The 14,857-nt window shown below is 45.2% G+C and carries 13 protein-coding genes; 4 read left to right on the forward strand and 9 right to left on the reverse strand.

From position 1 onward, the window contains the following. Positions 1-24: 24 nt before the first annotated feature. The 4 genes from folP to B5D55_RS05350 form a co-directional block, all read right to left on the reverse strand. Entirely contained in the window at positions 25-840 is an 816-nt protein-coding gene (gene folP / locus B5D55_RS05335) for a dihydropteroate synthase (RefSeq protein WP_078932976.1), read from the reverse strand. Continuing rightward, positions 837-2,753: a 1-deoxy-D-xylulose-5-phosphate synthase gene (gene dxs, locus B5D55_RS05340; protein ID WP_327199042.1), complete on the reverse strand. Its 1,917-nt coding sequence runs from the start codon at positions 2,751-2,753 to the stop codon at positions 837-839. The genes folP and dxs overlap by 4 nt, the downstream gene beginning before the upstream one ends. Positions 2,754-3,058: 305 nt before the next feature. Continuing rightward, positions 3,059-4,015 carry a tRNA (adenosine(37)-N6)-dimethylallyltransferase MiaA gene (gene miaA, locus B5D55_RS05345; RefSeq protein ID WP_078932978.1) on the reverse strand — a complete coding sequence of 319 codons (957 nt, stop codon included), beginning with the start codon at positions 4,013-4,015 and terminating at the stop codon, positions 3,059-3,061. A gap of 1 nt (position 4,016) precedes the next feature. Continuing rightward, positions 4,017-4,226, reverse strand: coding sequence for a DNA-directed RNA polymerase subunit omega (locus B5D55_RS05350; RefSeq protein WP_078932979.1), 210 nt, complete (start codon positions 4,224-4,226; stop codon positions 4,017-4,019). Between the two features lie 94 nt (positions 4,227-4,320). Between B5D55_RS05350 and recO the strand changes: the two genes are divergently transcribed. The 4 genes from recO to B5D55_RS05370 are packed head-to-tail and all read left to right on the forward strand — an operon-like array spanning position 4,321 to position 9,682. Next, positions 4,321-5,106: a DNA repair protein RecO gene (recO, locus tag B5D55_RS05355; RefSeq protein ID WP_159446162.1), complete on the forward strand. Its 786-nt coding sequence runs from the start codon at positions 4,321-4,323 to the stop codon at positions 5,104-5,106. Continuing rightward, positions 5,103-6,461 (forward strand): thymidine phosphorylase, encoded by a 1,359-nt coding sequence (locus B5D55_RS05360; protein ID WP_078932981.1) that lies wholly within the window; start codon positions 5,103-5,105, stop codon positions 6,459-6,461. The genes recO and B5D55_RS05360 overlap by 4 nt, the downstream gene beginning before the upstream one ends. 21 nt (positions 6,462-6,482) lie before the next feature. Beyond that, positions 6,483-8,642: a single-stranded-DNA-specific exonuclease RecJ gene (gene recJ / locus B5D55_RS05365; RefSeq protein ID WP_078932982.1), complete on the forward strand. Its 2,160-nt coding sequence runs from the start codon at positions 6,483-6,485 to the stop codon at positions 8,640-8,642. Positions 8,643-8,692: 50 nt separating this feature from the next. Continuing rightward, positions 8,693-9,682: a M23 family metallopeptidase gene (locus tag B5D55_RS05370; protein ID WP_078932983.1), complete on the forward strand. Its 990-nt coding sequence runs from the start codon at positions 8,693-8,695 to the stop codon at positions 9,680-9,682. A gap of 11 nt (positions 9,683-9,693) precedes the next feature. Here the strand turns inward: B5D55_RS05370 and B5D55_RS05375 are convergent, their stop codons facing one another. The 5 genes from B5D55_RS05375 to B5D55_RS05395 are packed head-to-tail and all read right to left on the reverse strand — an operon-like array spanning position 9,694 to position 14,839. Then, the gene (locus B5D55_RS05375; RefSeq protein ID WP_078932984.1) at positions 9,694-10,317 is read right to left on the reverse strand and encodes a hypothetical protein; all 624 of its coding nucleotides are present in this window, start codon (positions 10,315-10,317) and stop codon (positions 9,694-9,696) included. Between the two features lie 3 nt (positions 10,318-10,320). Continuing rightward, positions 10,321-12,276: an NAD-dependent DNA ligase LigA gene (gene ligA / locus B5D55_RS05380; protein WP_078932985.1), complete on the reverse strand. Its 1,956-nt coding sequence runs from the start codon at positions 12,274-12,276 to the stop codon at positions 10,321-10,323. Continuing rightward, a complete protein-coding gene (gene trmB / locus B5D55_RS05385; protein ID WP_078932986.1) occupies positions 12,269-12,991 on the reverse strand; it encodes a tRNA (guanosine(46)-N7)-methyltransferase TrmB in 723 nt (240 codons plus the stop codon). Before trmB ends, ligA begins: the two co-directional genes overlap by 8 nt. A 20-nt stretch (positions 12,992-13,011) precedes the next feature. Then, positions 13,012-13,671 carry a hypothetical protein gene (locus B5D55_RS05390; protein ID WP_078932987.1) on the reverse strand — a complete coding sequence of 220 codons (660 nt, stop codon included), beginning with the start codon at positions 13,669-13,671 and terminating at the stop codon, positions 13,012-13,014. A 1-nt stretch (position 13,672) separates the two neighbouring features. After that, positions 13,673-14,839, reverse strand: a complete 1,167-nt coding sequence (locus B5D55_RS05395; protein ID WP_078932988.1) for a DUF8084 family protein — start codon at positions 14,837-14,839, stop codon at positions 13,673-13,675. Positions 14,840-14,857: the final 18 nt, after the last annotated feature.

Here is a 14,857-nt window from a genome sequence, read left to right on the forward strand (position 1 = left end):
TTTCAATGTTTTTTCCCAAGTATGCTATATAGTATAGCTCAACACGGACAAAGTATCTACTGTTTCTTTTACATCGTGAACGCGAACAATCTGCGCACCGTTAATAACAGAAATAATGTCCGCCGCAAGCGTACCGAAAAGCCTGTCCTCTACGTCGCGCCCGGTCATCTGCCCGATGCACGTTTTTCTGGAAAGAGCCATAAGGACAGTGTATTTTTTTCCGCACAGTTCACCGCACCGGCGGATAAGCGTAACGTTCGCATTCAAATCTTTTCCGAAACCAATTCCGGGATCAACGATGATTTTTTCAGAAGAAATACCGGAGCGGACGGCATAGTCTGCGCGGCTTTCAAGATAGTCAGAAACTTCCCTGAAAACATCTGAATATGACGTATCGTTCTGCATCGTAACTGGAATGCCACGCTTGTGCATAAGAATTACAGGAATGGCAACGGATGCTGCAAAGGGTGCAAGCTCATCATCGTCCTCAAGTGCAGAAATATCGTTCAGAATGTCCGCGCCTGCTTCGAATGCCGCTTTCATAACGTTTTTTTTGCGCGTATCTACAGAAACCGGAATTGAACTCCGCCTGCGGACAGCTTCAATTACCGGAATAATCCGCCTGAGTTCCTCTTCTTCGGAAACATATTCGCTTCCCGGACGGGAAGATTCGCCGCCTATATCAAGAATGTCTGCGCCCTCGTCAATCAGGCGGAGCGCATTTTCCGCACCGCCGCGGCTTTCCTTCCAGAAAGAATCAGGAGTCGCATTTACAACGCCCATTACGAATGCCGGACGGGAAGTTTCAATCACCCTGTCCGCAAGAAACAGTTTTTTCATCTTTTTAATATGTCCTCAGCCGCTTTCTGCAAATCGGCAGGACTCATTCCTGCCTGTTCGCAAATCTGGCTACGTGATCCCTGACTGAAAAACGAATCCGGAAACGCCTTCACCGCACAGCAACTGATTTCGTTTTCCGCGCAAAGTCCGGCAAGGAATTCTGCAATTCCGCCTGTTACAACGCCGTCTTCAACAAATACAATGCCGTCGTACCGGCGCGCAATCTCAAGAAAATACTCCGAATCAAACGGTTTTATAAATCGGAGCGTGTAAATGTCGGCAATTATATTCTTCATAAGAAGAGAACGGCTTGCGACAGTCACCTCTGAGAACATTCCGCCTGTCGTTACGAAAAGAACGTTTTTCACAGCCACATCATCTTCAAGTGATACTTCAAGCGACGGACAGAACTCCGAAGCCGTTACAAGAACACCCCGCCCTGTTTCTGCCGGTAGTGAAAAAGACGGCTGCTCGGACGGACAGGACATTTTAGGATAGCGGATTACGACAGCACTCTCCGCGTTTACCGCATAGCGAAGGCATATATCAAGATCAACAGCCGTTGCAGGACTCATAATCGTAATTCCCGGAACAGGGCGGAACAAGGCAATGTCGAACACCCCCTGATGAGTTTCTCCGTCATTCGGAACTGCTCCGGCGCGGTCAAGAACAATCACCGCGTGAAGTTTTTGCAGGGAAATGTCGTGAATAAGCTGGTCAACGGCGCGCTGCATAAATGTAGAATAAATGCATATAACAGGAAGAAGTCCTCCACGAGCAAGACCGCCACCAAACGTAACAGCGTGTTCTTCTGCAATTCCCACATCAAAAAAACGATGCGGATAGTGGCGCGCAAAAGAGTCTAGCCCCGTACCTTTTGCCATTGCAGCGGTTATGCAGACAATATCGCCTCTCTCTTCTGCAAGCTTCATCAGGGAACTGCTGAAACTTTCCGTAAAACTGAGCGTATCGAATTTTTCAACAGTTCCGTCGCTTATGCAGAACGGGCCGATTCCGTGAAAACGCTCCGGATGGTCTTCCGCCGGGCTGTAGCCTTTTCCTTTTTTTGTAACTACGTGAACGACGACAGGACGGTTCATATCCTTTACCATATTCAGAACGTTCTCAAGACCTTTTTCATCGTGACCGTCAAGCGGACCTACGTATTCAAAACCGAAGTCGGAAAACAGATTATTTGAAAAAAGAAGTCCTTTAAGACCGCGCTTGAAGCGGAAAATGAATTTTGTTAGGAACGAACCGAAAAACGGAATGTGCTTTACAAATTTATCTATGCAATGGCGGAAAAACTGATAGTGCGTAGTCATCGTAAGGCGGCTAAGATAGCTTGAAAGCGCGCCCGTATTCTGGTCGATGGACATCTGATTGTCATTTACAATGACAATCAGATTTTTTGCAAGCTGACCGGCGTTTGAAAGAGCCTCAAACGCCATTCCGCCGGTAAGCGCGCCGTCACCGATAACGGCAATTACGTGTCCGCCCTTCTCCTGAAGGTTCCAGGCTGTAATCAGTCCAAGTGCAGATGAAATAGAGGTAGAAGAATGTCCGTTGTCAAAAAAATCATGCGGACTTTCTGCCTTTTTCGTAAAACCGGAAAGTCCGTCCGCCTGCCGGAGAGTTGCAAATTCTGCATAGCGCCCCGTAATAAGTTTATGGGCATAGCACTGGTGGCTTACGTCCCACACAATTGCGTCCTCAGGACTGTTGAATACGCGGTGAAGCGCAATCGTAAGTTCAACTACGCCCAGATTGCTTGCAAGATGACCGCCGTTCTTTCCGACTACTTCTATAATCGTCCTGCGGATTTCCGCCGCAAGTGCTTTCAATTCTTTTTGAGAAAAATGCTTTATATCTTCAGGTGAATGAATTTTTGAAAGTAACGTATAAATCCCCAGTCAAAGAAGTATGTTTTTTGGTTTCTGCAACCGCAGGAACACTGTATTTTATCTTTTTTTACCTTTCAAAAAAAAGACCGCTCCAGCTGTAAACTTTCGCGGTCTCTTAAGACATTATTAAAGCAAAAATTACTTTGACTTATGTCTGTTTCTTCTAAGCATCTTCTTACGCTTATGTGTCGCCATCTTCTGGCGTTTTCTTTTTTTTCCACAAGGCACGATGGCACCCCTCTACTAGTAAAGTGATGTTTATTATCCATTTTATTCACCTTTACGTCAAGGGGCTATTACTGTTTTTTATCATATTACTGCATTATTTTTAATGAACGGTAAAGGCACTCTTCAAAATCACGGACTAAAGCCGTTTCGTCATCGGCAGAAAGAAAATGAGCACCCGGAATTCCCTGAATGAAAGTATACTGCTTTTTTGCATATTTCCGGCTTGAATGCTGAATTTCGCCTTTTATACGCTCAATGCCGCCGGAACTATCCATATCTCCGGAAAACCATTCCCGGTAGCCGATTGCCTTCATACCCGGCATATCAGCGCAGGCTCCTTCTGCCATAAGAGCGCGCACCTCCTTTTCCAGCCCGAGACTGAACATCTGCTCTACACGCTCATCTATCCGCCTGTACAGAACATTCCGGTCGCGTTGCAGAATGACGGTCGTAAAATCATACTCCGTACGAAGCGTATTGCTTACGGAAAATGAGCTGCGCGGTTTTCCGGTCAGGTAGAATACCTCCAGCGCACGGAGAATACGGTACTCATCGTGTATATGGATTTTAGCGGCACTCTCCGAATCTACGCGCAAAAGTTCACGGTACATAAATTCCGCGCCTTTTTCCCTGCATCTTGATTTCAGTTCTTCGCGCAGCGTTTCGTCAGATTCAGGAGTTTCCGGAAGTCCCAGAAGAAAATTACGGATATAAAAGCCTGTTCCTCCTGCGACTACAGGAATTTTCCCCCGCTCCCAGATTTCGCGGCAAAGTAAATCGGCATCGGAAACAAAATCGGCAGCGTTATACTGCTCCGTATAATCACGAATATCAATAAGATGATGGACAAGTTCCTGACGCTCTTCAAAAGACGGTTTTGCAGTACCGATGTCAAGTTTACGGTAGACCTGCATTGAGTCTGCGCTTATAAGCTCTGCCTTATCTTTAAAAAAAGAATGACTGCCGCGCCCGAATACAGTCAGGGCAAGGGCAGTCTTTCCAGTTGCAGTCGGCGCAAAAACCACGATGACGGGTATGCGCATTTTATTTATTTGCAGGAGATTCGATACGATAGTTTACTTTTTTGCAGAAAAGCTGGCGTGCAGCTACAGAAACTGACTTTCCGGCATTGCGTTCAATTTCCGGATCATTGATTTTTGCCATCTGATATGCACGGCGGCTGGCTGCTACCGTAATTTCATAAATATTGCCATCAAAACTTGCAAGCTGTTCAAGCGGGAATATTGTTTCCATCAAAAAAACCTCTGTATAAAAATTGAATTCATTATAGTAATTTTGCAGGCAAGTGTCAAACTTTATGTTTTGTGCTAGAATATCACCAATTCGTATGGGACAGAACAGTATAAAACAAGGCATCGTACTATCAGTAAAACCGCTCGGCGAAAACAACGCCTCAGTCTGTTTTTTTACGCAGGAAAGCGGAATATTATACGCAACGATGTACGGCGGTCCTAAAAGCAGGCTGAAGTCGCTTGCTTCCCCCTGGAACGCAGGCACAGTCTACCTTTCAGAATCCTCGCAGTACAAAAACTACAAGCTTTCCGACTTTGACGTAAAGCGCTATCACCTTTCTTTCCGGGAAAACCTGATAAAATCCTGGTCGGCGGCTCTGGCGGCAGAAATTTTGATTAAGACAAAATGCGCAGGAAATTCCCCTTCGTGCTGGACTGTTTTCAACGGATTTATAGACGGTCTTGAACTCTGCGGAACGGACGGACAGTGTACGTTAGGGCTTATCCGCTTCTTATGGCGGTTTCTTGAAATTCTTGGAGTACAGCCGGACATATCCTGCTGCAGCCAGTGCGGAGAACCCTTTTTTACTGGAAAAAACGGCGGCGATACGGTATCATATAAACTCGGCGGAGCAGTCTATAACGTCAACGAAAACAGTTTTGCCTGCTCCGCCTGCGGGTCGGGAACTTCAAGCCTTATCTTGAATGCAGAATCAGTGCGGTATCTTTCCGCCGTTTCTTCGCTTACACCAAAAGAATCACGGCTTATTCCTATGAGCGCAGAATCTGCTGGTCAGCTTAAGCAGTTTTTATTCTATCTTATCGAAAACGCGTGCGGCTCGCGCCTTACGTGCCTTGAAACAGGAATGGGAATTTTATGAGAGCAACAGACATCATTATGAAAAAGCGCGGAACAAAAATCCGCACTGAAGAAGGCGGACAGACACTTTCTGGAAGTACGACGCTTTCCGCAGAAGAAATCGCATTTTTAGTCAAAGGCTATGTAGACGGCACTATTCCAGACTACCAGATTTCAGCATTTCTCATGGCAGTTTATTTTAATGGAATGACGTTTGAAGAAACAGGAATTCTTACAGACTGTATGCTTCATTCCGGAAACGTAATACAGCTTCACGGCTATGAAAAAGACGGACTTAAAGGTCCTTTTGTAGACAAACATTCTACAGGCGGAGTAGGAGACAAAATCTCCCTACCTCTTGCCCCGATTGCCGCCTGCTGCGGCATTCAGGTTCCGATGATGAGCGGACGGGCGCTAGGTCACACCGGCGGAACTCTCGACAAGCTTGAATCTATTGAAGGCTACAGGACATCCCTTTCACCGGATGAATTCCGCGCCCTAATTGCCAGAACAGGCTACGCAATGACAGGACAGACAAAAGAAATCGTACCTGCAGACAGGCTTTTGTATGCCCTGCGCGACGTTACGGGAACGGTAGAGTCAGTGCCGCTGATTACGGCGAGCATTCTTTCAAAAAAAGTTGCAGAAGGAAGCGACTGCCTTGTTTTTGACGTAAAATGCGGCTCCGGCGCGTTTATGAAATCACTCCCTGATGCAAAACTTCTTGCAGAATTCCTTGTAAAAACAGCAAACGCTATGGGAAAGAAAGCATCCGCCCTCATCACCAATATGAGTACGCCTCTTGGACAGAAAATCGGTAATTTCCTTGAAATTGAAGAAACTGTAGAATGCCTTAAGGGAAAAGGTCCGGCTGACGTAATGGAAGAAACGTACGCACTTGCAAAAGAGATGGTTCTGCTCGGAGGAAAAGCCGCTTCTGACAAAGAGGCAGAGCAAATGTGCCGTAACGCAGTCGACTCTGGAGCGGCGCTTGAAAAATTCCTTGAAAACATAAAGGATCAGGGCGGAAACCCGGAGAAAGTTCTTGAACAGTGCGGAAAACGCCGTTCTGCATTCAAAACGGAACTTAAAGCAGAACAGGACGGATTTATCTTCATTGACGCATACAAAACAGGTCTTGCAGGCGTAACGCTCGGAGTAGGAAGAAACAAGACGACGGATGCTGTATGCCCTGATGCAGGAATGATACTGCACCGCACAAGCGGAGAATACGTAAAAAAAGGCGAAACTATAATGGAGATTTTCGGAAAGAACGACGGCTGTCTTGGCGAAGCAAAAGATGCACTCGGCAGGGCGGTAACGTATTCACCGGAAGCACCGCAGAAAAGTCCGCTTATTTATACGGTAATAAAATAATTTTATCAGGATATATACAAATTGAAAAAATTTAATAAAAAGTCAGTAAAAAAAGAAGACGTAGTAAGGCTGCACGAAAAATACAAATTCGACTACCTTGAAGCGTCTATCCTTGCACGCCGCGGGATTACAAGCGGACAGGACGTTATGTATTATATGGAAAGCGACACGCGTTTCCTGCACCAGCCGTTCCTGTTCAGTGCAATGGAAGACGCAGTAGAGCGCATAAATCAGGCGATTGAAGAAAAAGAGAAAATCCTTATCTTCGGCGACAAGGACGTAGACGGAATTACGAGTACAGCCATTCTTTACGGCTACCTTAAGAACAGGGGCGCTGACGTTCAGTTCCGCCTTCCTGTAGGTGAAGACGCATACGGTCTTTCAATGGAAGCAGTAGACGATTTTGAAGCGTATTGCAACGGTTTCAGCGCGCTTATAATTACCGTAGACTGCGGAATTTCAAACAATGCGGAAATTGACCACGCAAACGATCTTGGAATAGACGTTATCGTAACAGACCATCACAACCCGCCTGAAATTCTCCCTGCAGCAGCCGTAATCGTAGACCCAAAGACAAAAGATTCCGGCTATCCGTTTACGGACATTTCAGGTGCAGCAGTTGCATTCAAGCTGGTGTCTGCATTGAGATTCAGCAGAACTGAACTGTACGGTCAGGATTTCTGCCTTATGCACGTAAAACCGGAAAAAGACTCATATACGGTAGACTGCCTTAAAATCCGTAACCTTGTAAAAAAAGCAAGGCATACTTTTTCTGCAATACCGGGAAGTACGTCCGTATACAATACAAAACTCCCGGATTTTCTAAGCGGACAGCAGATTTTTGTGTGGAACGAAAAAGAAACGAAAACGCACTTGAGAGAACTGTTCGGAACAGGCGTAGAATTCCAGATGCTTGATATGCAGCCGGAGATCGCAAAACAGCTTCCTTTCGTACTCGGAAAATCACTTGAAGAACTGCGTACCATTTCGAAAATCGCACGCTACTCCGACTCTCCTCTTACCGAACTTGACAGTTTCTACAATCTTTTCGTTACGTTCGCCGAAAAATCAGCTGAAAAAATATTCCCCAAGCATAAAATCGACAGCGAAAATGACCTTCAGCTTGTTGCTGTTGCCGCCCTTGCAGACATCATGCCGCTTAAAAATGAAAACAGAATTTTTGTAAAAACAGGTCTTGCCGCAATGAATGCAGGAAAAATCAGAAAAGGACTTGCAGAACTGATTGCCAGGAGCGACCTTGCAGGAAAAAAAATCACCTCTACGGATCTTTCCTGGAAAATCATACCGTCACTGAATGCGGCAGGAAGAATGGGACAGTCAACAGTATCGCTTGAACTTCTGATTTCAGAAAGTCCACAGGAACGGAACCAGAAAGCCGCTCAAATTCAGGAAATGAACGAACAGCGTAAAATGTTTGTTGCCGACGGCGAATCATACACCGCACGGCAGGCAGAAGAAAGCCTTGCCCGATTTCAGAACAAATTGTGCATAGTACAAGACGCAAGGATAAACCGTGGAATTACAGGCATTCTTGCCTCAAAACTTATGCAGAAATATAACGTTCCGGCAATAGCAATTACGTTTTCAGAAGACAAAACTGTTGCCATAGGCTCTATGAGAAGCTGCCGCAATCTGATTGCAACTGATTTTCTTGACAGTTTCGGCACGGATTTTTTCCTGAACCACGGCGGACACAATGCGGCGGCGGGATTCAGTTTTAACGCCGGAAAACTGGATGCTTTCATTCAGAAAATACAGTCGATGCTTCCGGAAATTACGCTGGACGAAGAAAACGACAGCCTTGACATAGACGCGGAGCTTCCTGCCGATTACATCACGCCGGAACTGCTCACGCTGATTGACAAATTCGAGCCGTTCGGCGAGGAAAATCCTGAGCTCCGCTTTATCTCCAAAAACCTTGCCGTTTCCGACGCCGTAATTCTCGGAAAGACAGAGCGCCAGCACCTTAAAATTATGTTTGACTGCGGAAAATATAAATTCCCGGCGCTGTTCTGGGGAGAAGCCGCGCGCCTGAATAATGATTTTTCGGTAAAGGACAGGCTTGACGTTATTTTTAACGTTACGCGGAATTATTATAACGGCACGATTACGCCGCAGATGATTTTGCTTGATGCACAAAAATCATCCGTTTCGGAGTAAAACAGCCGGCTAAAAGCCTTATTATATCAGACAGGAGAAGGACATCGAAAATGACAAAAAAAACATTTTTTTTCATAGCACTTGTGATTAACGGCGCGCTTGCGTTTTCAAACACGGTATCATTTCAGGACGATAATTATACCGGAACCGTAACATACAACGAAACGGCAAGACCAGGAGATGCAGTATTTGCCAGAATGAACGTAAAGATTTCGAAAACGCTGAAGAAAAAAAATGCGCCAGACACGGCGGCATCCCTAATCCTTATGAAAGGAAACAGGAAAATCGACTCAGCACAGTTCTATTTTTTTAATCAGAAGGCAAAGAAACAGCCGGCGGCAGAAATGCTTGCCTCAATTCCTGTTTCCCTGTGGACAGTCCCTGACAGCCACTATTCGCTGAAAATTATTTTCACCGCCGGCGTTACGCCGGAAAAAGAGATTATTCTTCCGTTTAAAGTCGAAGCGCGCAGTTTCAACAGCGAAGTCCTTGACCTTGACGAACGGAATTCCGGAATAAAGCAGAATATGACGGCGGAACGTATGGCTCAGATTGAAAAACTGAACAATATTCTTGAAACTGTTATGCCGCAGGACATCTATTCGCTAAAACCGTTCGTACATCCTGTAAAATCCGAGCGAATGACCGCATATTTCGGAGACAAGCGCGTCTACAAATACACGGACGGACAAAGCGAAACTTCATATCATTACGGACACGACTACGGCGTTCCTGAAAAAACGGATGTCTACGCCTGCGCAGACGGCAGGGTCGTTATGTCAGAATTCAGAATTTCTACAGGCTGGAGCATCGTCATCGAGCATCTTCCGGGATTATACAGCCTTTACTACCATTTGAGTTCGCCTGACGTTCAGGAAAATGATTTTGTACGGCAGGGACAGAAAATAGGACTTTCCGGCTCTACCGGACTTGCAACAGGTCCTCACCTGCATTGGGAAGTACGCCTTAATGCCGCGGCCGTAACGCCGGACTTTTTCATGAGGGATTTTACATTTTCGTCATCTGACGGACAAAAATAAAAACAGAAACATTACTGAAGGCGGAGAACAAGTCCGTCTTCAGAGCCGGTAAAAACGCCGTAATCTTTTTCAGGCTCACATTCGGAAAGATTTACGGTATACCGGCTTGAAAAACCTGATGCAACGGCCGCCATCGGACTGAACGCAAACCGCGCAAGAATGAACATATTTTTTCTGTGCAGGTACGAACTGCGGTTTCCAGTCAGAAAGCACTGGTTATTTTCCAAATAATATGAAAGAAGGTTTGTTCCGCGCTTGTGCGAGCCGAAAGATTTTTTTAACACTGCCGATTCAGAGCCATATATTTTTTCAGGAAAGAAAAACGTTTTTCCGTTGAATTCCGCTGTCCGGAACGTTACATACAGATAGTCGCCGTTCCAGCTGCGTTCGATTACGGCACAGTCATTTCCCTGCATATCAAGAATAGCAATTCTTGCACTCACAGAACTTCCTGAAAAAGACCGGCTTTTACTCAAAACATTTACACGCAAAATCTGATATTCCGGCAACGGAAGCATTGTGCCAGCCGGAAAACACAGCCCGAACAGAACGGCATTCAGAACAAAGAAAAACAGGACAAAAGAGAAAATCACATTAAACAGAACGGTAAAAAAACGCGCTGATTTTCTCATCATATCCTATTTCCCAGCAAGTGAAAGAAATTCTTTTTCCGTAATGACAGGAATTCCAAACTGCGCCGCCTTTTTATTCTTAGACGAGCCGGATTCGGTATCATTCGTTACTAAATATGACAAATCTTTTGTAACGGAAGACTTGCAGGAACCGCCAAGACTCCGCACAATCTGCTCTGCATCAGCACGTTTCATAGAAACAAGTTCACCTGTAAAACAGAACGTTTTTCCGGAAAAAAGTCCTTCCGCAGCGGCAATAATGGTGATTGTACCAGAAGCAAGGGACTTCATTTCTTCTGCGTTTTCTTTTAGCCCTTCAACGGCGATATGCGCCATAATGTCGGCAAAACCGTATACGGCTGCCGCCTGTTCTTCCGTCATAGAAAGCAGCTTGTCAAGGGTGTCGTAACCGGCGGCAACAAGTTTTTCGCAGGAAGACTCGCCTATTCCCTCAATGTCAAAGCCTGCAACAAAGACGGAAAGACTCATATTCACCCTGCTTTTTATCGATTTTATTACTTTCTCCGCGCCAAGAGATTTTTTTTCTGCGGCAATGCTTTCTTCATTCAGGAAAAACGGTGTCAGTTCTGCCGTAGTAAGCGTATAAAAATCGCTTATGCACCGTACACGGCCGCTTTTAAAAAGCGTCTCTACAAGTGATTCACCCAAATCCCTTATGTCAACGACATTCACCCATTTTAAAAGCTGGTGAAGAATGCGTTTTCCGCAGTTTTTATTCGGGCAGAAAAGGCGAGAACCTTCGTCAGAAAGAGCCGAGCCGCACACTTCGCATTTTTCAGGAACTGGAATTTCGCTTTCCGTTCCGCTGTTTTCGTGAATTGCAGTTTCTATTTTCGGGATAATCTCGCCACGCTTTACAACAACGACCTTACAGCCGATTTTTACGCCGAGAGCGCGCATTGTGTCTGGATTTGCAAGGCTCGCACGCTGAACAGTCGTTCCGTTCAGCAAAACTTCGTCAAAAACTGCAACCGGGGTGTACGTTCCGCCGTTTATGCTCCATTCAACTTTCCGCAACACAGAAACGGCTTCCTCAAGGCTGAATTTAAACGCAATCTGCCTGTCAGGACGCGCGCGTGCCGCATCTTCATAGCGAATCGTCCGCTCCTTTACGACAAGACCGTCTATATCATATTCAAGGGTTTTCCGTATATCCATTACGGACGCGCGGTAGTCAATTACTTCCTGCGGTGCAGTACAGATTTTTAACGGAACGACAGTAAAACCGCATCTATTAAGCCAGAGTATTTTTTCTTCCTCGTCGCTGAACGGCTGTTTTCCATCTGAAGCAAACGCATCATACGTTATGAGAGTCAGTTTTTCACAGCCCTCGCCGTCCTTGCGCTTCATAAGTCCGTTTGCGGCATTGCGGCAGTTTGCCTTGTCGGAAAAAAACTTTTTATGTACCGAATGCGTCATAATCACTTCGCCGCGAATTCCGCCTGTATAGTCAACAGTTTTACCGTCGCAAAGAAGCACGGGAAGAACGCCGTTCATTTTCCTCGCGTTTGCAGTAATATCGTCTCCGACAGAACCGTCTCCGCGCGTTACGGCACGGCGCAAAAGTCCGTGTTCGTACTGAAGTTCAAGAGAAGCGCCGTCAAGCTTATATTCCACAAGATATTCCGGATACGAATGTTTTTTTGCCCAGGCAAGAAACTGCTCCGGGTCGGCGGCTTTTTCCTGGCTTCCCATAGGCATAATGTGCCGGATTTTCTCAAAATTACCGGAATCAGCACCGACGGAATGAAGAATAGCGTTGTCAGGATCAAGAGATTTTAACTCATCCCACAATGCATCAAATTCCGCATCGCTTATTTCGCCCTCACCGTTGTAATATGACTTCTGATAGCGCTGTATAAGCGCAGAAAGTTCTGTAATTCTGAGCGACCTGTCATTTTCAGACTGAAGCTTTTCAACGTCAAACAAACTGTTACTCATCTTTCAAAAAATACAACTCCGTAATAGGTCTGTCCTCATTCAGTCCGCGCCGCTCGAATTTTGTTTCAGGACGCCAGGACTGACTTTCTGCAAATGATTCGTATTTATTATGAAGACACGGCGTATCAGTAAGCTGGGAAAGCGCAAATTCGGCGTATTCATACCAATCCGTAACAAAATACAAATATCCTGACGGAGCAAGTTTTTTTGCAATTAAATCAGTATGCGGACGCTGTACAAGACGGCGCTTGTGATGACGTTTTTTCTGCCAGGGATCAGGAAAAAAAATATGAAAACCGCTGATTGAACCGTCAACAATCATGCACTCAAGAACTTCAAGCGCATCGTGTTCAATTATAAAAAGATTTTTCAGGTCACGCTTACGTATTTCACCCAAAAGTCGCCCCACTCCCGGAGTATGAACCTCAATTCCAATATAATTAATATCAGGATTGCGCCCGGCGATTTCAGCAGTTGCCGTTCCCATTCCAAAGCCTATTTCCACGACAACAGGATTTGTGTTTCCGAAAATATCAACAAAATTGATTTTTTTATTCTCAAACGGTATGCACCACACCGGAGAAAGTTCGTTGTAATCACGCTCCTGCGCGGCAGTCATCCTGCCTTTTCGGAGAACATACGTTTTTACCGCGCGATAAAACGGATTTTCCGCGCCGGCATCGTCTTGATTTTCATATACTATATCACTACTCATATAAACCTTTTTCGTATTTTTTAAGACCGCTGGTCTTTATAAACAGCCGGAAGAATACAGACGGCAGTGGCATTTTTTACCACAAGACACGTCCGGTAATAAGAAGCACCTTTGTTTGCAGAAAACAGTTTTTTGTCCTCTGCCCAGCTTTCCTTTTTCAGACCATAATACAAAAGCGCATCAGTTTCATCAAAAACAGCAACCTGCTCAAAAAATTCACCGTCCAGAACGTTTTTTATATCTGCTGCTGAAGCAGCGCCAATTTTTTCCGGATAGACAATAGAAAAGGACGACTCAACTTCGCGCCCTTCGCCGTCAGTGTATACAAGCCGGTACAGACCAGCAGGAATTTTTCGGAAAGCAGGACAGACAAAATCAGTATACCCTGCCCACTGTTTTTTTTCGTTTGCAATAATTACCGGTTCAAATGCAGTCCACTCAAACTGAGTACTGCGGCTGGAAACTGTAATTTTTTCTACGCGGTGCGCATCGCTTTCTGTTTCGGCAAACACGGAAAGGCGTGCATCCGGCGCAGAAGTTTCGTCTTCAAAATCAAAAACTACAATTCCCTCAACGGATGAAAGCTTCGGCTCGGAGTCAGAACAGCCGGACGCAAAAAGCGCAAAAAACGCGCATAAGAAAGAGAAAATTATTTTTAGCAGCGCGGGACAATCATTCATACTAGAAGTTAAAAATCAGGTTGATGACGGTAAGGTCACTGGCAGAAAACTGATTTACCAAAGATTCAAATTTTACGTTTACTTTTTTACACGCGTCATCAAGATAGGAAAGATAGTACAGTCCCAGATCCGTACCTTCCTGACCGTCAGGGAGTTCCCGGTAAAAGTCAATGAGCGTCCGCTTCTGCGTATCGGCAGACATCTTTGACTCAATATTTTCCTTAACTTCCTGAAACTCATCGTCTTTATTGTACAGCGTAATCTGAAGCCGCCCCTGCTTTCCTATGGAAGTAGAACCACCGCCAAGTTTCCAGGAAACAGATACAAGAACGCGCTTGCGCTGCAATTCCTTTACGATTTTTGTACGTGTTTCAGGTTCAAGAAGAAGCGCATTTATGTCATCAACATTCGGAAACATATTCTTTGCTTCCTTGCGGATATTTGCGTTTTCGTTGTTGAGCGCAAGTTCCATAACCATAACCGAAATGTATTCTGCAACCTTTGATTTTTCCATATAAGATGAAAGCAGGTTACGGATTGAAACTATCATATCAGAAAAACCGTCTGCCTTATGAAAAAGCGTAATGATGTACCAGTTCATAAGTCCCATTCTGTTCATAAACTTTTCGGACATAAGCATATATACGTTTTTTTCTTCGATTGAATAGTCTTTGTTAGAGCGGATTGCTTCCCACACAGGATCAAGAATTTCCTTGCGGATTGCGCTGATAACGTCGTCCTTGTTAATAAGGATACCGCGAAGCTGCTTTTCGCTCATTTTTGTCCGTTCGTCTATAAGATGCGCCGGATTTTTGCGGTTATAGCTGCGCACGCACTCGCACTGAAGAATGGCGTTATAAATATCCCTGTCAAACTGTTTGTACAGAAGCGAATAAACGATGATTTTAGAAAGATCCATCACTTCCTGACGGGATGATACGAATTCAGGCATTGACATCTCAATCTTGGAAATATAATCAAGAAGGAGCATACTCTGAATAGACTGCGGAGAAAATTTATTTAGGGAGATGCCGTATTCATCTATGTTGTCTGCAAGCCGGAACCGCAGCAGCCTTTTTTTATGGCTGATAAAATTTGAAGCGCCCTCCTCCGTCAAAACGACTTTCAGCGGAAGCTCCAACATCAATTTTTTACCTGATGCGCACATTCGATACAATTCTCCTAA

Origin of the sequence: Treponema porcinum (genome assembly GCF_900167145.1) — a bacterium.
Taxonomy (GTDB): Bacteria; Spirochaetota; Spirochaetia; order Treponematales; family Treponemataceae; genus Treponema_D; species Treponema_D porcinum.